Origin of the sequence: Flavobacterium lacisediminis (genome assembly GCF_025909975.1) — a bacterium.
Lineage (GTDB): Bacteria > Bacteroidota > Bacteroidia > Flavobacteriales > Flavobacteriaceae > Flavobacterium > Flavobacterium lacisediminis.
Genome location: NZ_JAPCIO010000001.1, coordinates 41965 through 60945, shown reverse-complemented (window position 1 = coordinate 60945; position 18981 = coordinate 41965). Strand labels below are relative to the sequence as shown.

The window sequence follows — 18981 nt, the reverse complement described above, 5'->3', positions numbered from 1 at the left end:
TTGCCCAAAATAAATTAGAAGTGGGAAGTAAAAATAAATTAAAGCGATTTAAAGAAAACGAAACGTTTACCAATGTGTTTCAACCAACAAGAGAAGAAGTGGTGGGAGACCAATTTCTGTTAAAAGGGAAATGGAATAGCGATTTCTTTAAAAATGATAATCCAATTGTGTTAGAATTAGGTTGTGGAAAAGGTGAATACTCTGTTGGTTTAGCGGAAAGATTTCCAGAAAAAAACTTCATTGGAATTGATATTAAAGGGGCAAGATTTTGGCGTGGAGCAAAAACTGCGGTAGAATCTGGCATGAATAACGTTGCTTTTGTGAGAACGCAAATCGAACTAATCAATCATATTTTTGCTGAAAATGAAGTTTCTGAAATTTGGATTACTTTCCCAGATCCACAAATCAAATACAAAAGAACAAAGCACAGAATGACGAATGCTGAGTTTTTAGAGCGCTATAAAAAAATCCTAAAACCAAGCGGATTAATGCATTTAAAAACCGATTCAGAATTCATGCACGGTTATACATTAGGCTTGTTACATGGTTTAGGTCATGAAGTAATTTATGCGAACCACAATATTTATAAAAACGAAGGAGCGCCAGCAGAAGTAACTGGAATTCAAACGTTTTACGAAAGTCAATATTTAGAAGTGAACAAACCTATTACTTATATTAAGTTCCGAATTAAGTAATCTTTGTTACTTTCATTTTAATATTCTTCCTTACTTTTGATAAAAATCAATTTATGACGTTTGTTTTGGCAATTTTTTTAGGTTTGATAATTTCTATTGGCGGCATCATTATTCCTGGTATGTTGAATATGACAATTGCTAAAATAAGTATAAAAGAAAGTCAAAAACAAGCCCTTAATTTTGCTTTAGGAGCGGTTATAGTGGTTTTTATCCAAAGTTATTTAGGAACGTATTTTGCTAAGTTTTTAGATGCTAATCCCGTTTTTAGCGAAGGATTGAAAAAAATTGGAACTTTTATTTTCATCGGCTTAACCATTGCTTTCACTATAATGGGATTTAATGCCAAAAAGAAAAAAGATATCGAAGTTACTATCGATAAAAAGAGAAACCGTTTTTTTTACGGAATGGCAATGTCATCATTTAATATGTTTGCAATTCCTTGGTATGCGTTAACTAGTTTAATGATGGCTTCAAAAGAATTGTTTCAATATGATATGATTTCTATTGTATTGTTTTCATTATCAGCTGCTATTGGAACTTATTTTGTGTTTTACTTATATGCCAAATTTTTCAAGTTAATAGAACATAAACTTACTTTTATTGTTCAAAACATCAATTTTTTAATTGCCGCATTAACAGGAATTGTAGCGGCTTCCTCCTTATATAAGATGTTTTTTTAATATTTGAAAAAGTCAACTTCAAATAACGACAACTTTTTTGAACGTGTTTACGAAATCGTTCGACAAATTCCCGAAGGGAAAGTAACTTCTTATGGCGCTATCGCAAAAGTACTTGGGGCTGCGCGTTCTGCACGAATGGTGGGTTGGGCAATGAATGCCTCTCACAACATAGAAGATGTTCCTGCGCATCGTGTTGTAAATAGAATTGGAATGCTTTCTGGGAAACATCATTTTGATGGAACAAACCTTATGCAACAACTTTTAGAGAATGAAGGCATAAAAGTGGTAGATAATCAAATTGTCGATTTTGAAAGCCATTTTTGGAATCCTAATCTAAGATCATAACTTATTGAAATTGTTCTTTTATAAAGTTATTTTTTTTAATTGCACACAAATATTCCTCCATGTTTACCTTTTTAATAGGTTAAACCTTTCTTAAAGTAATACTAACTTTTTGTAACAAATGTGACAAATGTCATATAATACCTTTTTTTTTCGGCTGAAATTTGTACTATAAAATTAGAACAATTAGTAATCCAATAAAATTAGGTATTATGAGCAAATTAAAAACACAGTTTGGAACTTTACTAACACTGCTCTTGGTGTTTAGTAATTTTAACACTTTAATTGCGCAAGATTCCAAAGTGGTTTTAGCAGAAAGTAAATTAAAAGTTTTAGGAACATCTAATCTTCATGATTGGGAAATTGATGCTAAAGCGATGAGTGGAAAATCTGTAATGACTATAGATGCGGGAAACTTAAAAGCTATAAAAAGTTTGGATTTTGCAGTTGAAGTTGAGCAACTAAAAAGTGGTAAAAGTGGAATGGATAATAATACATTCAAAGCTTTAAATAGTAAAACTTACAAAACCATTAACTACAAGTTAGTAAGTGTTACAAAAATTACAGAGACTTCAGATGGTAATTTCACTGTAGAAACACAAGGTGATTTGACGGTTTCTGGAGTTACTAAAAGAATCAATCAAACTTTTTCGGTTAAAGTCATTGGAAAGAAAGCTGTTTTTTCTGGAAAAACAAAAATTGACATGACAGTATACGGGGTTAAACCTCCAACAGCTTTAATGGGAACAATTAAAACAGGTAAAGATGTAACTGTTGATTTCAAAGTTACTTACAATTAAAACAAACAAGAACTTATAACTAAAACAAATAATAAAAATTTCAAGTCATGAGAACATTTATTAAATTATCAGTAATAATAGCCGCTCTAAGTTTTACAAGCGCTATTAAGGCACAAGCTCCAACATTTGGACAAATGCAAAATATGATTCCTAGGGATCAGAGAGCAATTAATCAATTTGATGTTAGAAAAGACACAGTTGCATTTAAAGGATTAAGTGTTGATTTAGGTGGAGCATTCGCTTTACAATTTCAAGCAGTAAATTCATTTAATGATCAACAAGCAGGTTCTTATACTGCTTCAAATGGAGCAACTATCACAAATTATAGATTAAATAATTTGGAAAATCAATTCAATCTACCAACAGCAAATATGACAATTGGAGCACAATTGTATGATGGAGTTAGAGTTAATTTAGATTTGTATTTAGCTGCAAGACACCACAATGAAACTTGGGTGAAAGGTGGATATTTACAAATTGACAAATTAGATTTCATTAAAAAAGATTTCTTGGCAAATTTCATGAAATATGCTACAATTAAAATTGGTCAAATGGAAAATAACTATGGTGATGCTCACTTTAGAAGATCAGATAATGGTAGTGCTTTAGTAAACCCTTTCATAGAAAGCAATATTATGGATTCATTTACTACTGAAATGGGAGCTGAGATTTACTACAACCGTAGTGGTTTTGTATCAATGTTTGGTATGACAAATGGTAAATTAAATCAAAATGTTACTGAGTTTGTTCCTGCTGCACCTACAGTTGCTGCACCAAATCCTAACACAACTATTAGCCCAACAATTTTAGCTAAATTAGGTTATGACAAACAAATTAATACTGATTTAAGAGTTAGAATAACAGGTTCATTAGCACATAATGCAAATATGAGTGGTAATCCATGGAGTTCTGAAAGAGCAGGTAGCCGTTATTACTATGTAATGTCTCACGCAGCATATACTTACAATGCTACAAATGTTTCTAATAATGCAACTACAGATTTAGCTGGAAATGCAACAACAGGTAGATTTAATCCTGGTTTTGGAAACTGGTTTACAACTGTAATGTTCAATCCATTTGTGAAATTTAAAGGATTTGAATTCTTTGGAACTATTGAATTAGCTCAAGGTGGTGATAAAAAAGGAGTAGATGCTGCTCGTAAAGTAAATCAATACGCAGGAGATGTAGTTTACAGATTTGGTACAAACGAGAAATTTTATGTAGGTGCAAGATATAATGTTGTATCAGGAAAATTAACTAATGCAGATTTAGATAAAGTAAGTGTTAATAGATTTGAATCATCATTAGGTTGGTTTATGACAAAAAACATTTTAGCAAAATTAGCTTATACTACACAGTCTTATAAAGATTACGCACAATTTAGTGGAAATAGTTTGAATGATTTTTACGGAGGAAAATTCAACGGATTAATGTTTGAAGCGGTAATTACATTCTAAAATAAAATAAGTAAATTTAAAAGCGAAAGGCTAAATTGCTTTTCGCTTTTATTTTAAGGTTATGAAAGCAATAGGTATTATAACAGTTTTAATTCTTTTGAGTTTTGGTTTTTCTAAAAATCAAACTAAAGTTAAAATCACGAATAAAAGTGAGGTAACAATTAAAGGAAAATCAAATGTTAATAGTTTCGAATGTAAATACAATTCTGATTTTATTGAGAATGATTTGCAAGTTTCAATAGCTAGAAATAACAACAAAATACTGTTAGAAGGAGCAAAGCTTTCCATTAAAAGTGCAGGTTTCGATTGTGCTCATAAAATGATTACAAAAGATTTTAAATCTATACTTAAGGTAGATGAGTACCCACATATTGGAATTAATGTAAAAGAAATTAATACAGTAAAAGACAATATAACAGCAAAAATAAATGTAAAAATTGCAGGTGTTGAAAAAGAATATCAAGTACCCGTAACTTACAATCAAAGTAATGATAATGTAAAAGGACAATTAAAGTTAAATATCAAAGATTTTAAATTAAAATCTCCTAAAAAATTATTAGGCATGGTGGTAGTTAATGACAATGTTGAAATTAATTTTAATTTATTTCTACAATATTAATGAATCATTTTTCAGTTAGTTTAGAAAGCAATCTTGTAAAAGGTTGCTTTTTTTTAATACAATAGATTCTAACTATCAAATTATAAAAACTTTAAACATCTAAACTTTTAAACTCCTAAACTTCTTATTATCTTTGCAATCTAAAATCAGTCTGAATAAAAATGCAATTTTATTCAGACTGATTCCAAAAAAACTCAAACAGATGAAATTAGATAGAAAAGAAATTTTAACTGCATTAGAAACCATTTCGGTTGCTGGTGAAGGGAAAAATATGGTCGAAAGTGGCGCCATTCAAAATGTAATCACTTTTGGAGATGAAGTAGTAGTTGATGTGCTTTTATCAACTCCAGCTCTACATATTAAAAAGCGTGCAGAAGTGGATATCATCAAAGTAATCCACGAAAAAGTATACGAAAAAGCGAAAGTAAAAGTAAATATTAAGGTGGAAGCACCAGAAAAACCGGAAAATCCTAACTTAATTAAGGGAAAACAAATTCCTGGAATTTCAAATATCATTGCAGTTGCTTCAGGAAAAGGTGGTGTTGGAAAATCTACTATTACAGCAAATCTTGCGGTAACATTAGCTAAAATGGGATTCAAAGTTGGAGTTTTAGATGCCGATATTTACGGACCTTCAATGCCAATTATGTTTGATGTTGAAAATTCGAAACCAATTTCAGTTGAGGTAGATGGAAAATCAAAAATGCAACCTGTTTCAAGTTACGGAGTAGAAATTCTGTCTATCGGATTTTTCACAAAACCGGACCAAGCGGTTATTTGGAGAGGCCCGATGGCTGCCAAAGCTTTAAATCAAATGATTTTTGATGCCAACTGGGGTGAATTAGATTTTATGTTAATTGATTTACCACCAGGAACGGGTGATATTCATTTGTCAATCATGCAATCGTTACCTATTACAGGAGCTGTTGTAGTAAGTACACCTCAAGCAGTTGCGTTAGCCGATGCTAAAAAAGGAGTTTCGATGTTTATGTCGGAATCTATCAATGTTCCTGTTTTAGGAATTATCGAAAACATGGCGTATTTCACACCAGAAGAACTTCCTGAAAATAAATATTATATCTTTGGTAAAGAAGGTGCTAAAAACTTAGCAGAAGATTTGCAAGTGCCTCTTTTAGGAGAAGTGCCATTAGTACAAAGCATTCGTGAAGCAGGAGATTACGGTCGCCCAGCAGCGTTACAAACGGCTTCAGTTTTAGAAGGTGTTTTTGAAACGATTACAAGAAACGTAGTACAAGAAACGGTAAATCGTAATGAAACTTTGCCTCCTACAGAAGCTATCAAAATAACAACAATGGCAGGATGCTCTGCTGTAAAAAAATAGTATTCAGTTTACAGTCTCAGTATACAGTTTAAGCTGTTTACTGCGACTGAAAACTGTGACTGAAAACTAAAAATTATGACTACAATAGAAATAAAAGATAATGTTGAAAAAGCATTAGAGGAAATTCGTCCGTTTTTGAATTCTGATGGGGGCAATATTTCACTAGTAGAAATTATTGATGATAAACACGTAAAAGTCCGTTTAGAAGGTGCTTGTACGAATTGTAGTTTAAGCATCAGTACTATGAAAGCAGGTGTAGAAACTACCATCAAAAAGTATGTTCCACAAATTGAAACAGTAGAAAATATTGCATAACTGATTATAATCATATTATGTTATAATTCAATTTTTCAATTTTGCCTCTTTGTAACTATTGTAACGTATAGCAAATTTTAGTATTTGTAACTTTACAACACTAAAAGATTTTAAAACATGATTCAAACGGATATATTAATTATTGGCGCAGGTCCTACGGGGCTTTTTGCCGTTTTCGAAGCCGGATTATTACAGTTAAAATGTCATATTATTGATGCCTTGCCTCAGCCAGGCGGACAGTTAGCAGAGTTGTATCCAAAAAAACCAATCTTCGATATTCCAGGTTATCCATCAGTACTAGCTGGAGATTTGGTAACCAATTTGATGGAACAAATCAAACAGTTTCAACCTGGATTTACGTTAGGAGAAACCGCTGAAACCATTCAAAAATTAGAAGACGGAACTTTCATCGTAACAACTAATGAAGGCACAAAACACCAAGCAAAAGCGATTGCAATTGCAGGTGGTTTAGGGACATTTGAACCAAGAAAACCGATTCTTAAAGATATCGAATTTTACGAAAAAGAAGATCGTGGGGTAGATTACTTTGTAAAAGATCCAGAAAAATATCGTGGAAAAAATATTGTAATTGCAGGTGGAGGTGACTCAGCTTTAGATTGGAGTATTTTCTTGTCCAATGTTGCAAATTCAGTAACATTGGTACACAGAAGAAATGAATTTCGTGGCGCTTTAGATTCGGTTGAAAAAGTGCAAGAATTGAAAAATGCTGGAAAGATTAAATTAGTTACTCCTGCAGAAGTTGTTGGATTTAATGGAAGTGAAAGAATATCCGCTGTCGATATTGAAGTTAATGGTGCCAGAATGAAAGTAGAATGTGATTATTTCATTCCGCTTTTCGGATTAACACCAAAGTTAGGACCAATTGCAAACTGGGGATTAGAAATCGAAAAGAACGCCATCAAAGTAAACAACGCATTAGATTATCAAACTAACATCGACGGAATTTACGCCATAGGTGACGTAAACATTTATCCAGGGAAATTGAAATTGATTTTATGTGGTTTCCACGAAGCTACTTTAATGTGCCAAAGTGTCTACAACAGAATCAATCCAGGAAAACGTTATGTGTTGAAATATACCACCGTTTCCGGAGTAGATGGTTTTGATGGAACAAGAAAAGAAGCTGAAAAAGCCGTTGTAAAATCAATCGATTAATTTAGTAACTTTGGGTAAAAGGAGTAGATATGAATCAGTACAAAATGATACGAACAGTTGTTTCAAAGTCAAGTTTTAAAGAAGCTGATGATCATGTTACTTATTTTAAGGATAAAACACCTTTAGAGAGATTGAATCACGCTTGTTTTATTATTTATTCAATTTTTAATTCTTCTGAAAAGAACAAAGTTAACCGACAGCTAACTACTTCTAGAAAAAATGCCTAACTTATTTAATTACGATTTTCTCGAATTTTTAGAGCTTCTTGGTAAACATGAGGTAGAGTATCTATTAGTTGGAGGTTATGCTGTTATTTTAAACGGTTATGTTAGAAGTACGGGTGATTTAGATTTATGGGTTAATAAGTCTAAAGAGAATTATACTAAATTGGTAAAAGTATATAGTGACTTTGGAGCTCCAATATTTCCTTTTGAAGAGTTTGATAATGATAAATTTGATGTTTGGAGCATTGGTGTTGAACCAACAAAAATTGAAGTACTAACTCATGTTGATGGTTTGAATTTTTATGAAAGTTCAAAGAGTTGTAATTATTTAAAAATTCAAAACTTAAAAATTCCTTACATCAATTATGATGATTTGTTGAAGAACAAGGAAGCTTCTGGTAGATATAAAGATTTAGCAGATATTGAACAACTTAAAAAAAACAGAAAAGAATAATGCCACAAGACGTAACCATTTTCATAACCGACAGAAACGGAGTTAAACACGAAGTGTTAGCCCCAACCGACATGAACATGAACATCATGGAGTTAATTCGTTCTTATGAATTAGCCGAAGAAGGAACTGTTGGAGTTTGTGGCGGTATGGCCATGTGCGCTTCTTGTCAGTGTTATATTTTAAACGATATAATCTCATTAGAACGCAATCCAGATGAAGAAGCAATGCTTTGGGAAGCCTATCACGTAAAGGATAATTCTCGATTAGGTTGTCAAATTCCAATCACTGAAGATTTAGAAGGTTTAGAAATTGAAATAGCACCAGAACAATAAAGCGAGATTTTTCTCGCTTTTTTTATTTTTTATTGTAACATTTGTAGAAATAAAACGTATAAAGAATATGTTTACTTTTAAATAATGGAAAAACAAAGCAATCTTTTAGGATTACATCAATTATTAACGCTCGAAGTTTCAAATAGTAATAAATTAATAGATTTATTAGGTTTTGTGTCTTTTACCGACAATCTTCTGGTTGAAAATCAATTAGAAAAAGTAGGAAATACTTCTTTTGTTTTCGAAAACGGGAGTTTTACGATTGCTTATTGTTTAAAAGAATCTCATATTTGTATCCATACCTGGCCAGAAATTAATACGTTAACTATGGATGTTTATCTTTGTAATTATTCTCAAGATAATTCTAATAAAGTTAGAAGTATTGCAAAAGATTTTATAGCTTATTTTGAAGCAAATATTGTTAAACAAATAGAAGTTGAAAGATAAATATGGAGTTAACTTGTCCTAAATGCAATCAAAATACTGCTATTGAATCAAGTTTTGAAGTAAAAAGCTTTGGTTGTTCTCATTGTAATAGTTTTTTTACCTATAATAATTCGAAGTTAAAATTCGAAAAAGCATACGATTATTCTCCAAAAGATACCATTCTAAAAATCGGGACAAAAGGAATAATTGATGGAGAAACCTATGAAATAGTTGGATTAATCATTAAAAAAGCTCATGCCATATATTATTGGCGTGAATATACTTTAATGTCAAAATCGGGCAAAGTAAAATATCTTTCTGAAACTGACGGACATTGGATTTTATTAGAAGAAGTTCCAGAATCGTATGATGTATCACGTAAATACAAGAAACTCACACACAAAGAAATATCATATAATCTTTATGAATATACAGATACTTTCATTGCAAGAATCTATGGTTTTTATGAGTTTGAAATAAGTGGTAGGCCAGTAAAAATGGTAGAATATATTAATCCACCATTTATAATTTCTATCGAAGAATTTGATAATGATGATACAACTTATTTAGGAAAGCATATTTCTTCAAGTGAAGTAAAAAAAATATTTAATGTTAGTCAACTTCCATCTAAATCTGGAGTAGGACTCGTTCAGCCATTTTTATTTAATATCTTTAACACCCTTCTTGTTTTTATATCATTTGCTATATTAATTTTAGCTACCTATATCTTTTTTAATATGGGTAGAACAGAGAAAAACGTATTGTATACGTCATTAAATTTTGATGAATATAAAAATAAGGAATTCATTTCGTCTTCATTTGATTTGAAAGGAAGCCCTGCTCCTTTGGTTGTTTCAGCTAGTTCAGATGTTAACAATTCATGGGCAAATGCACAAGTTTCATTAGTTAATGAAGCTACAAATGAAGAAGAATACGCTCAAAAAGATATTGAGTATTACAGTGGTTATACCGATGGAGAAAGTTGGACAGAAGGAAGTACAAGTACAACCTTTAATTTTTGTGGTGTGGCACAAGGAAAATATCACTTGGTAATAATACCTTCAAAACAAGATACGGACACTTCTAATCAAACCATGAATATAAAAGCAGTTTGGAATGAATCATCGGTTTGGAATTTTATGTTAAGTTTAGTTTTTCTGGGTGGGATTTTTGCAATAATTTTCTTTTTAAAGAAAAACTTCGAACAAAGAAGATGGGAGAATAGTGATTTTACACCTTACACCGAGTAGTAATATGAAGCAGTTTATCATTAATAATAAATGGGCAATTGTATTTGGACTTTTAGTCTACACATTGTTTTTAGGTTATTCCTTTACCGGAAGTAGAATTTGCGATTGCGAATCTACTGAAAAGTCAAATTCAGTCGGTTCTAGAGGGTACAGCACAGTAAATAGATTTTATCATAAATAATTTAATATGGAATATATTGCATTAAAAGGCATAGTAAATGCGTTAATTTTTTCAGTGATTGGGGTTGTAGTTTTAATTATAAGTTATTATATAATTGAAAAAATAACGCCTGAAAATACTTGGAAAGAAATTGTTCAAAATAAAAACACAGCATTAGCTATTGTTTTTGCAGCATTAATTATCGGAATTTCTCTTATTATTAGCGCAGCAATTCATGGGTAAATTTTTTAGGTTTGAATACCTATTATTATTTGCAGTTTTTGTTATCGCAACTTGTGGCTTAATCTATGAATTAGTCGCGGGAACGTTAGCGAGTTATCTTTTAGGAGATTCTGTAAAGCAATTTTCATTCATCATAGGAGTATACTTATTTTCTATGGGAATAGGATCTTATTTTGCAAAATTTATCAAAAGAAATCAACTAAACACGTTTATAGAAATTGAAATTGTGGTTGGAATTATTGGCGGATTAAGTTCGGTTATATTATTCTTACTTTTTGAAAAAGTAGCCTATTTTCAGTTCATACTTTATTTTTTAGTATTCATTACAGGTTGTTTAGTCGGATTAGAAATTCCGCTTTTAATGAATATTCTAAAAGACAAGGTTAAGTTTAGTGATTTGGTTTCTAATGTTTTTACGTTTGATTATATTGGTGCTTTGCTTGCTTCAGTATTGTTTCCTTTGGTTTTTATTCCGCAATTAGGAATTATTAGAACTTCCTTGTTTTTTGGAATGATTAATCTAAGTGTTGCTATTGCACTTTGTTTTATATTGGAAAAAGAAATCAAGAAAGTGTATTTTTTGAAAGCTAAAGCGATAATCTCTTTTCTAATTTTAGTTGGCTTTTTTATTTTTTCTGAAAAAATTCTCTCTTTTTCAGAAGAGAAATTATATGGTGAAAATATCGTTTTTACAAAAACTACTTCTTATCAACGAATCGTGTTGACGCATTTAAAAAATGATTATAAATTGTATTTGAATAACAATTTACAATTCAGCTCAGCCGACGAATATCGTTATCACGAAGCATTAGTCCATCCAGCTATGTCAAGCGCAAATGCTGTGGATGAAGTTTTAGTTCTTGGTGGTGGTGATGGTTTAGCAGTTAGAGAAATTTTAAAGTACGATGCCGTAAAAAAAATTACGTTAGTAGATTTAGATGGAGGAATGACGAAGTTATTTACAACAAATCCAGTACTAAAAAGTTTGAATAATAATTCCTTTGAGAATAAGAAACTAAGCGTTTTTAACCAAGATGCATTTCTTTGGGTTAAAGAAGCTCAAAAAAAATATAATGTGGTTATCATAGATTTTCCTGACCCTTCCAATTATAGTTTAGGGAAATTATATTCGGTTAATTTTTATCAATCGCTTTCTAAAATTTTAGCACCAAATGCAGTTGTGGTTATTCAAACAACTTCGCCTTATTTCGCACCTAAATCATTTTGGTGTATCAATAAAACTGTAAAAACTTCTTTTTCTAATACAGATGCTTATCATGTTTATGTACCATCTTTTGGCGAATGGGGTTTTACCATAACTTCAAACAATCCGAGTTTTGATTTTAATATAGTAAATAGAAAAGTTGAAAATCTTCGATTTTATAATTATAAATACAATACACTGAATCAATTTACTAGTGATATGAAGGCAAGTAATGTTGAAGTAAATCGATTAGATAACCAAATTTTAGTACGCTATTTTGATGAAGAGTGGGGAAAATTATAATTCACGAAGAACTTTCATAAAAAAATTAGCGGCTTTATCTATTATTGCTGCCGTGCCTAGTTTGTTGGTTTCTTGTAAAGACAAATTAATTGAAATTACATTAAAACTTACAGGAACCAATAATATTTTAGGACATCGTTTATGGTTGAAGAACTTTCCAAAACCAACTAATGAAATTAAAATACCATATTTAATTGTCGGTGGTGGAATTTCCGGACTTTCTGCAGCGCGACAATTCAAGAGAAGAGGAATTGAAGATTTTTTAGTTTTAGAATTAGAAAATAAATTAGGCGGAAATTCTGCAAATGGTGAAAATCAGTATTCTAAATTCCCTTTAGCAGCACATTATTTGCCTTTACCTAATGTAAGAGATAAAGAACTTTTAAACTTTTTAGAAGAATCAAAAATCATAGTAGATTACAAAGATAATTTACCTGTTTTTGATGAAACGCAATTGTGTTTTGATCCAAACGAACGTTTATTTATTCGTAATTCTTGGCAAACGGATTTAATCCCGAGATATGGAAATTCTAAAGAAGCTGATAATCAAATGGATTTATTTCTTCAAAAAATGACTGAATTTCGGGAGAATAAAGGTAAAGATGGAAAGTACTTTTTTGATATACCAAAATCATTCTGTTCAACAGATGAATCTTTAAATTCATTGGATGAAATAACTATGAAAAAATGGTTGTTGGACAACAATTTCACTGCTGAAGAAATTTTAGAATACGTAGATTATTGTTGTAAAGATGATTTTGGATTAGGAATTGAATTTGTTTCGGCTTGGGCTGGGATTCATTATTTTGCCGCAAGGAAACACGAGAACAACAAATATGACGATACGGTTTTAACCTGGCCAGAAGGGAATGGTAGATTGGTAAAACATTTAAAATCAGCTGTTGAAAATAAAGTATTGAAAAATCATTTAGTATATGATATCCAACTTAATTCAAATGGGGTTAATGTGTTAGTTTTTAATGCTAAATCTAATGAATCAATAACTATTTTAGCCGAAAAAGTAATTCTTGCCACACCACAATATATCACAAAGTATTTGGTTTCGGAAAGAAAGAATACGGCAAATAATTTTCATTATGCTCCTTGGTTTACGGCTTCCATCACATTATCTGATATTCCAGATAATGGTAGTTTTCCGTTGTCTTGGGATAATGTAATTTACAAAGCAAATGGTCTTGGATACGTTTATAATCAGCATCAAAATTTGGAGCAAATAATTGATAAAAAGGTCATTACGTATTATTACAGCTTTAGTTCAAATGATATAAAGAAAGACAGAAAAGAGTTGCTAAAAAAACCAATTGAACATTGGAAAGAGTTAGTATTGTCTGATTTAAAAATAGCACATCCTGATATTGATAAATATATAAGCGCGATTGAAATTCACAGAATTGGTCACGGAATGATAAGTCCTGTTCCAAATTTTCTAAAAAGTAAATCACTCAATGAAGCATCAAAAAGTATTGAAAATAAAATCTTTTTCGCCCACAGCGATTTAGCTGGAATTTCTATTTTTGAAGAAGCTTTTCATCAAGGAATTAATGTAGTTAATAATATTGTAGATGGAACAACCTTGGATTCATAAATCAAAAACCGATTTTTGGTTGATACTTTTTCCAGCATTTTTTGTTTTGGGAATTGTATTTGTTTTTCAGAATTGGTTATCGCAAATTCAAGAAGATTACTCCTTTTATACTTGGTTGTTTTTGATTGTTTTTATTGATGTGGCGCACGTTTATGCAACTCTTTTCAAAACCTACTTTGTAAAATCAGAATTTCAAAGGAGAAAAAAACTGTACATTGGATTGCCAATAATTTGTTTTTTAATAGGTTTATTTTTATTTGGTTTTGGGAGTTCTGTTTTTTGGTCAGTTTTAGCTTATGTAGCTGTTTTTCATTTTATTAGACAGCAATATGGGTTTGTTAGGTTGTATGCAAGAAAGGAAGAAAAATCAAAAATCAACCGATATTCAGATGCATTAATAATCTACACAGCAACCATTTATCCAATGTTGTATTGGTTTTTTTCTTCGCCAAGAGCTTTTAATTGGTTTGTAGAAAAAGAGTTTTTAAGATACGAAAGCCAGTTTTTAATTCAAGTTTCAACTGTAATTTATGTTCTTGTTGTGGCATATTATTTATGTCGAACACTTTATATTTATTTGAAAACAAGCTATTTTAATATTCCAAAAAACCTGATAATTATTGGGACTTTACTATCATGGTTTTTTGGAATAGTATATTTTAATAATGATTTAGTTTTCACACTTTTAAACGTGGTTTCTCACGGTATTCCTTACATGGCATTAATATATTTAAAAGAAATTGATTCAAAACCTAAAGAAGAAATGGGCGAATTATTTCATTTTAAAAACAGCAAAGGAGTTATTTTCTTTGTTTTAATCCTAATTGGAATAGCTTTCACCGAAGAATATTTGTGGGAAATTTTTGTTTGGAACGAAAATTTCAACATTGGAATAGATCCTTTTAAATGGCAATTTATTTTGGTTCCATTGCTTACAGTTCCACAATTTACACATTATCTATTAGATGGTTTTATTTGGAAAAACAACAAATAAACTAAACTAATTCATGTTTCAATTCCACTTGCTCTTCAATGGCATTCCAAAGTCCGATTCTCTTTTCTAAAGCTAAAACTGAAACTTCTTCTACTTCTTTCCATTTTAGTTCTGAATCGCCACAAAGTTCTGCAATCATTTGCATTGCCATTGGTCCGTGTTCATCGGCATCTAATTCAATATGTCTTTCGAAATAATAAATTAGTTTTGATAAATCCGTTTCTGGGAAATTTTGCTGAAAGTTTTTCAAGATTTCGGTAAACATATTCGGAATCAAATCTTCTCTTCCAAAAGTAAAAGCTGCTGCAATTTCATGTGGTTTTCCTTGTTCAATTACTCTAAAAGTAAAATCCAAAAACGCTTTCACATTCGGATGTAAATCACTTTGTTTTATCGATACAAAAATGTTTTTTGTTTCTTCCACATTCTTCAAAAACGCATTAATTTGAGTAGTTGAAGCACCACATTGTGTCATCGCATCTAAATACATTTCAAAATGACTTTGACGAGTTCCGTCCAATGTTAAATCGGTTTCTTCTGCTACAACTATCTCGTTAATTAAATAACGAATTTCTGGATTTCCAATAGGTAACCAAGGAGTTGTAGTACAGGTTAATTTATTCTGCAAGGCTTTTAATAACGACATAAAATCCCAAACCGCATAAATGTGATTTTCTAAAAAGCAATGTAAATCGTCAATCGTTTTTACTTTATTGTATAACGAATGATTTAATAATTGTTCTTTCTGACTTTGAATCGATTGGTTTATGGTTTGAATATTCATAGGGCAATTTTTATTTCTATATACGAAATTCTAACTTCTTTTGGTTTTGAATCCGTACACTACAAATGTAAAAATGCTTCCCTAAAAAGAGAAGCATTTTGTATCAATTTTATCTATTGTTCAATTATTTGAATGCAGGGAAACCAGTTACATCCATACCTGTAATTAACAAGTGAATGTCGTGCGTTCCTTCATAAGTCACTACAGATTCTAAATTCATCATGTGTCTCATGATAGAATATTCGCCTGTAATTCCCATTCCTCCTAGCATTTGACGTGCATCACGAGCAATTGTTAACGCCATATCAACGTTGTTTCTTTTTGCCATCGAAATTTGAGCTGTAGTTGCTTTTCCTTCGTTTCTTAAAACTCCAAGTCTCCAAGTTAATAATTGTGCTTTCGTGATTTCAGTAATCATTTCAGCTAATTTCTTTTGTTGTAATTGAGTTGCTCCAATTGGTTTGTCAAACTGAATTCTTTCTTTTGAATAACGTAAAGCAGTATCATAACAATCCATTGCTGCTCCAATCGCTCCCCAAGCTATTCCGTAACGTGCCGAATCTAAACATCCTAGTGGTGCTCCTAATCCAGATTTGTTTGGTAATAAGTTTTCTTTTGGAACTTTTACGTTGTCAAAAATAAGCTCTCCAGTAGCTGAAGCTCTTAAAGACCATTTATTGTGTGTTTCAGGAGTTGAAAAACCTTCCATTCCTCTTTCCACGATTAATCCGTGAATTCTTCCTTCTTCGTTTTTAGCCCAAACTACAGCAATATCAGCAAAAGGCGCATTCGAAATCCACATTTTAGCACCATTTAAAAGATAATGATCGCCCATATCTTTAAAATTAGTTACCATTCCACCTGGATTTGAACCAAAATCTGGCTCAGTTAAACCAAAACAACCAATGAATTCTCCAGTGGCTAATTTTGGTAAATATTTCATTCTTTGTTCTTCGTTTCCGTATTTCCAAATTGGATACATTACCAATGAAGATTGAACTGAAGAAGTCGAACGTACACCCGAATCTCCTCTTTCAATTTCTTGCATGATTAATCCATAAGAAATTTGATCTAATCCAGCACCACCATATTCCACAGGAATATACGGACCAAATCCGCCAATTTCTCCTAAACCTTTTACGATTTGATGTGGAAATTCAGCTCTTTGTGCGTATTCTTCAATAATTGGAGATACTTCTTTTTTTACCCAAGCACGTGCAGCATCACGCACCATTTTATGTTCGTCAGATAATAATTCGTCTAATAAATAATAATCTGGAGATTGAAATAAGTCTGGTCTCATAGTTTTTGATTTGAAAGTCACAAAAGTAAGTAAAGATTTTTAACAAATCAATGAACAAGTGTTATAATTTTTTAAGAAGCTTTTTACTTCGTCAGTTCGCTCATTTAGGAGCTCGTGTCCAGCTGTCCGCTATATCTTTTTGTTTTATCGAATTCTAAAGACATTTCGTTATTTTGTTTTAAAAGAAGAGTAAGAAAAAACAAAAAGGATGCCGCTACCATCTGGGCTAGGGTTACATCTTCAAATAGAAATCCTTCGTCAATTCGATGTATTCAGGAGTGTAATTATGTCTAGAAATTTCAATGACTAACTCATCAATCAATGCAGTTTGTTCTATTCGGCAAAAAGCCAATAAACTTCTTTTGTTTTCCGATGTTGGTGTGCCTTTTACACGAGTAATTTTTAATGGAAATAAATCCAATTCTTTACACATAGAAACAAATCGCTCTTCTTCTTTAAAAGGAATAATCACAGAAAAAATCCCATTATCCGAAAGTAATAATGCAGCCGCCTCAATTAATTCTTCAAAAGGTAAAGCATCTTCAAAACGTGCTAAATCTCTCGAACTGTTATCTGATTTGTAATCATCTGTATAAAAAGGTGGATTGGAAATGATTAAATCGTATTCATCTTCAGGTTCGTCCACAAATTCGTCCAAACCCGCATGAAAACAAAATAACTTATCGCCCCAAGGTGAGGTTTCAAAGTTTTCTACGCATTGTTCGTAAGCATCTTCGTCAATTTCAATCGCATCAATTTGTTCGGCGTTGCTTCTTTGGGCTAGCATTAAAGATAAAATTCCAGTTCCAGCACCAATATCTAAAACATTATAAGGATTATTGATTAATGGAGTCCAAGCGCCAAGCAAAACACCATCTGTGCCAATTTTCATAGCACAACGCTCTTGATTTACGTGAAATTGTTTGAATTTAAACAAAATGAATAAGGATTGAATTTAAACAATTTAAAAAACTGTAAACTGTGACTGCGACTGTCAACTACTGTAAATAAAGGTCAACCAAACCTTCAGGAGTTTCTAAAGTAATGGTTTTGTTTGCTCTGTCAAGTGCAATGATGAAATCATCAATAAGCGGAATTAAAATTTCAGTTCCGTTTTTATCAATTTCAAAAAGTGGTTGAGCACCACTATCATTAATAGCAACAATTTTACCAATGTTTCCTCTCATTAGGTCGATAACATCAAATCCAATTACTTCGTGGTAATAAAATTGAGTTCCTTCTAATTTTGGTAACATAGAAAGTGGAAGATAGATTTCGCTTCCCATAATTTCGTCTGCTTCTTCTTCGGTTTGAATGTCTTCAAAACGAACGCGTAAGAATTTTTCTTTGTGAAGCGAACTACTTTCAATAAAAAATGGAACCAGACTTTTGTTGATTTCAACAAAAACTGATTCCAAATTTTGATACAATTCGGGTTCGTCGGTGTCTAAATACGCCAATACTTCCCCTTTGAAACTAAATTTTTTTGCGATTTTACCTAAATAGAAACAATCTTCTTTACGCATGGAATCGCTATAAAATTATGCTTGAGTTTCTTCGTTGTTCTCTTCAACAGCTTGAGTTTCTTCAGCAGCAGCTTCTACTACTTCTTCAGTTACTTCTGCTGCAGCTTCTTCAGCTACTTCTTCTACTTTCGCAGCTTCAGCTTGAGCAGCAATACGTTTTGCGTTTGCTTCTTGTTCAGCTTTGAATGCTTTTGCTTTTGCTTCAGCCTCTGCTTTAGATAAACCAGATTTTTTTGCATCAACTTTACCAGCTTTCTCGTCTAACCAAGTTGCTAATTTAGCATCAGCTTGTTCTTGAGTTAAAGCACCTTTACGAACTCCTCCATCTAAGTGATGTTTTAATAAAGCACCAGTGTAAGATAAAATTGCTCTTGCAGTGTCAGTTGGCTGAGCACCATTGTGTAACCATTGTGCTGCTTTTTCGATATTTAAATCGATAGTAGCTGGGTTAGTGTTTGGATTGTAAGTTCCGATTTTCTCTAAGAATTTACCATCTCTTTTTGATCTTGCATCTGCTGCAACAACCCAATAAAAAGGTTTCCCTTTTTTTCCGTGTCTTTGTAATCTAATTTTTACTGACATAATCTTGTGATTAATTTGAGGTTCTCGACCTCGGTTATTTAAGGGTGCAAATATATAAAACTTTGCAATACAAATGTATAAGTTAGTGTAAAATATTTTTTCATTGAAAATGTGTTTATTTCAATAAAAAAGTTATTTTTGTTACCTACATATTATAACGAACT

24 protein-coding genes are annotated in these 18981 nt (G+C 31.5%); 19 read left to right on the top strand and 5 right to left on the bottom strand.

Translation table 11 applies throughout. The annotated features are described in order from the left end of the window. Positions 1 to 20 precede the first annotated feature (20 nt). The 19 genes from trmB to OJ995_RS00225 all read left to right on the top strand — a co-directional run bounded on the left by trmB (position 21) and on the right by OJ995_RS00225 (position 14622). The gene (gene trmB / locus OJ995_RS00315) at positions 21 to 695 is read left to right on the top strand and encodes a tRNA (guanosine(46)-N7)-methyltransferase TrmB (protein WP_264367623.1); all 675 of its coding nucleotides are present in this window, start codon (positions 21 to 23) and stop codon (positions 693 to 695) included. Between the two features lie 53 nt (positions 696 to 748). After that, entirely contained in the window at positions 749 to 1375 is a 627-nt protein-coding gene (locus OJ995_RS00310) for a LysE family transporter (protein ID WP_264367622.1), read from the top strand. Positions 1376 to 1378: 3 nt separating this feature from the next. Then, a complete protein-coding gene (locus tag OJ995_RS00305; RefSeq protein WP_264367621.1) occupies positions 1379 to 1720 on the top strand; it encodes an MGMT family protein in 342 nt (113 codons plus the stop codon). Between the two features lie 209 nt (positions 1721 to 1929). Next, a complete protein-coding gene (locus tag OJ995_RS00300) occupies positions 1930 to 2517 on the top strand; it encodes a YceI family protein (protein ID WP_264367620.1) in 588 nt (195 codons plus the stop codon). Positions 2518 to 2564: 47 nt separating this feature from the next. After that, positions 2565 to 3974: a hypothetical protein gene (locus tag OJ995_RS00295; protein WP_264367619.1), complete on the top strand. Its 1410-nt coding sequence runs from the start codon at positions 2565 to 2567 to the stop codon at positions 3972 to 3974. Between the two features lie 61 nt (positions 3975 to 4035). After that, the gene (locus OJ995_RS00290; RefSeq protein ID WP_264367618.1) at positions 4036 to 4593 is read left to right on the top strand and encodes a YceI family protein; all 558 of its coding nucleotides are present in this window, start codon (positions 4036 to 4038) and stop codon (positions 4591 to 4593) included. 202 nt (positions 4594 to 4795) lie between these two features. After that, positions 4796 to 5935 carry an Mrp/NBP35 family ATP-binding protein gene (locus tag OJ995_RS00285; RefSeq protein ID WP_264367617.1) on the top strand — a complete coding sequence of 380 codons (1140 nt, stop codon included), beginning with the start codon at positions 4796 to 4798 and terminating at the stop codon, positions 5933 to 5935. A gap of 75 nt (positions 5936 to 6010) precedes the next feature. Then, a complete protein-coding gene (locus tag OJ995_RS00280; protein WP_133608571.1) occupies positions 6011 to 6250 on the top strand; it encodes a NifU family protein in 240 nt (79 codons plus the stop codon). A 117-nt stretch (positions 6251 to 6367) separates the two neighbouring features. Continuing rightward, the gene (locus OJ995_RS00275) at positions 6368 to 7426 is read left to right on the top strand and encodes an NAD(P)/FAD-dependent oxidoreductase (RefSeq protein ID WP_264367616.1); all 1059 of its coding nucleotides are present in this window, start codon (positions 6368 to 6370) and stop codon (positions 7424 to 7426) included. A 44-nt stretch (positions 7427 to 7470) separates the two neighbouring features. Next, positions 7471 to 7653 (top strand): hypothetical protein, encoded by a 183-nt coding sequence (locus OJ995_RS00270; RefSeq protein WP_264367615.1) that lies wholly within the window; start codon positions 7471 to 7473, stop codon positions 7651 to 7653. After that, entirely contained in the window at positions 7646 to 8104 is a 459-nt protein-coding gene (locus OJ995_RS00265; RefSeq protein WP_264367614.1) for a DUF6036 family nucleotidyltransferase, read from the top strand. The genes OJ995_RS00270 and OJ995_RS00265 overlap by 8 nt, the downstream gene beginning before the upstream one ends. After that, positions 8104 to 8436, top strand: a complete 333-nt coding sequence (locus OJ995_RS00260; protein WP_264367613.1) for a 2Fe-2S iron-sulfur cluster-binding family protein — start codon at positions 8104 to 8106, stop codon at positions 8434 to 8436. The genes OJ995_RS00265 and OJ995_RS00260 overlap by 1 nt, the downstream gene beginning before the upstream one ends. Before the next feature lie 84 nt (positions 8437 to 8520). After that, entirely contained in the window at positions 8521 to 8883 is a 363-nt protein-coding gene (locus OJ995_RS00255) for an S-adenosylmethionine decarboxylase family protein (RefSeq protein WP_264367612.1), read from the top strand. A 2-nt stretch (positions 8884 to 8885) separates the two neighbouring features. Further along, positions 8886 to 10112, top strand: a complete 1227-nt coding sequence (locus OJ995_RS00250; protein WP_264367611.1) for a DUF4178 domain-containing protein — start codon at positions 8886 to 8888, stop codon at positions 10110 to 10112. Between the two features lie 4 nt (positions 10113 to 10116). Then, positions 10117 to 10293 carry a hypothetical protein gene (locus OJ995_RS00245; RefSeq protein WP_264367610.1) on the top strand — a complete coding sequence of 59 codons (177 nt, stop codon included), beginning with the start codon at positions 10117 to 10119 and terminating at the stop codon, positions 10291 to 10293. 6 nt (positions 10294 to 10299) lie between these two features. After that, positions 10300 to 10515 carry a DUF350 domain-containing protein gene (locus OJ995_RS00240; RefSeq protein WP_133608561.1) on the top strand — a complete coding sequence of 72 codons (216 nt, stop codon included), beginning with the start codon at positions 10300 to 10302 and terminating at the stop codon, positions 10513 to 10515. After that, positions 10508 to 12022: a polyamine aminopropyltransferase gene (locus OJ995_RS00235; RefSeq protein ID WP_264367609.1), complete on the top strand. Its 1515-nt coding sequence runs from the start codon at positions 10508 to 10510 to the stop codon at positions 12020 to 12022. The genes OJ995_RS00240 and OJ995_RS00235 overlap by 8 nt, the downstream gene beginning before the upstream one ends. Continuing rightward, positions 12000 to 13628 carry a flavin monoamine oxidase family protein gene (locus OJ995_RS00230; RefSeq protein WP_264367608.1) on the top strand — a complete coding sequence of 543 codons (1629 nt, stop codon included), beginning with the start codon at positions 12000 to 12002 and terminating at the stop codon, positions 13626 to 13628. Before OJ995_RS00235 ends, OJ995_RS00230 begins: the two co-directional genes overlap by 23 nt. Continuing rightward, positions 13606 to 14622, top strand: a complete 1017-nt coding sequence (locus OJ995_RS00225) for a hypothetical protein (protein ID WP_264367607.1) — start codon at positions 13606 to 13608, stop codon at positions 14620 to 14622. The genes OJ995_RS00230 and OJ995_RS00225 overlap by 23 nt, the downstream gene beginning before the upstream one ends. A 1-nt stretch (position 14623) precedes the next feature. Here the strand turns inward: OJ995_RS00225 and OJ995_RS00220 are convergent, their stop codons facing one another. From OJ995_RS00220 to OJ995_RS00200, 5 genes are all read right to left on the bottom strand, one after another. Continuing rightward, complete coding sequence (locus OJ995_RS00220) at positions 14624 to 15406, bottom strand: DUF3050 domain-containing protein (RefSeq protein ID WP_264367606.1); 783 nt, start codon at positions 15404 to 15406, stop codon at positions 14624 to 14626. 124 nt (positions 15407 to 15530) lie between these two features. Beyond that, positions 15531 to 16709 carry an acyl-CoA dehydrogenase family protein gene (locus OJ995_RS00215; RefSeq protein WP_133608551.1) on the bottom strand — a complete coding sequence of 393 codons (1179 nt, stop codon included), beginning with the start codon at positions 16707 to 16709 and terminating at the stop codon, positions 15531 to 15533. 232 nt (positions 16710 to 16941) lie between these two features. Next, positions 16942 to 17646, bottom strand: coding sequence for a tRNA1(Val) (adenine(37)-N6)-methyltransferase (locus tag OJ995_RS00210; protein ID WP_264367605.1), 705 nt, complete (start codon positions 17644 to 17646; stop codon positions 16942 to 16944). Positions 17647 to 17707: 61 nt separating this feature from the next. Then, on the bottom strand, positions 17708 to 18235 hold the full coding sequence (gene rimM, locus OJ995_RS00205; protein ID WP_264367604.1) for a ribosome maturation factor RimM: 528 nt from the start codon (positions 18233 to 18235) through the stop codon (positions 17708 to 17710). A gap of 15 nt (positions 18236 to 18250) precedes the next feature. Then, positions 18251 to 18817 (bottom strand): 30S ribosomal protein S16, encoded by a 567-nt coding sequence (locus tag OJ995_RS00200; RefSeq protein WP_264367603.1) that lies wholly within the window; start codon positions 18815 to 18817, stop codon positions 18251 to 18253. Positions 18818 to 18981 lie beyond the last annotated feature (164 nt).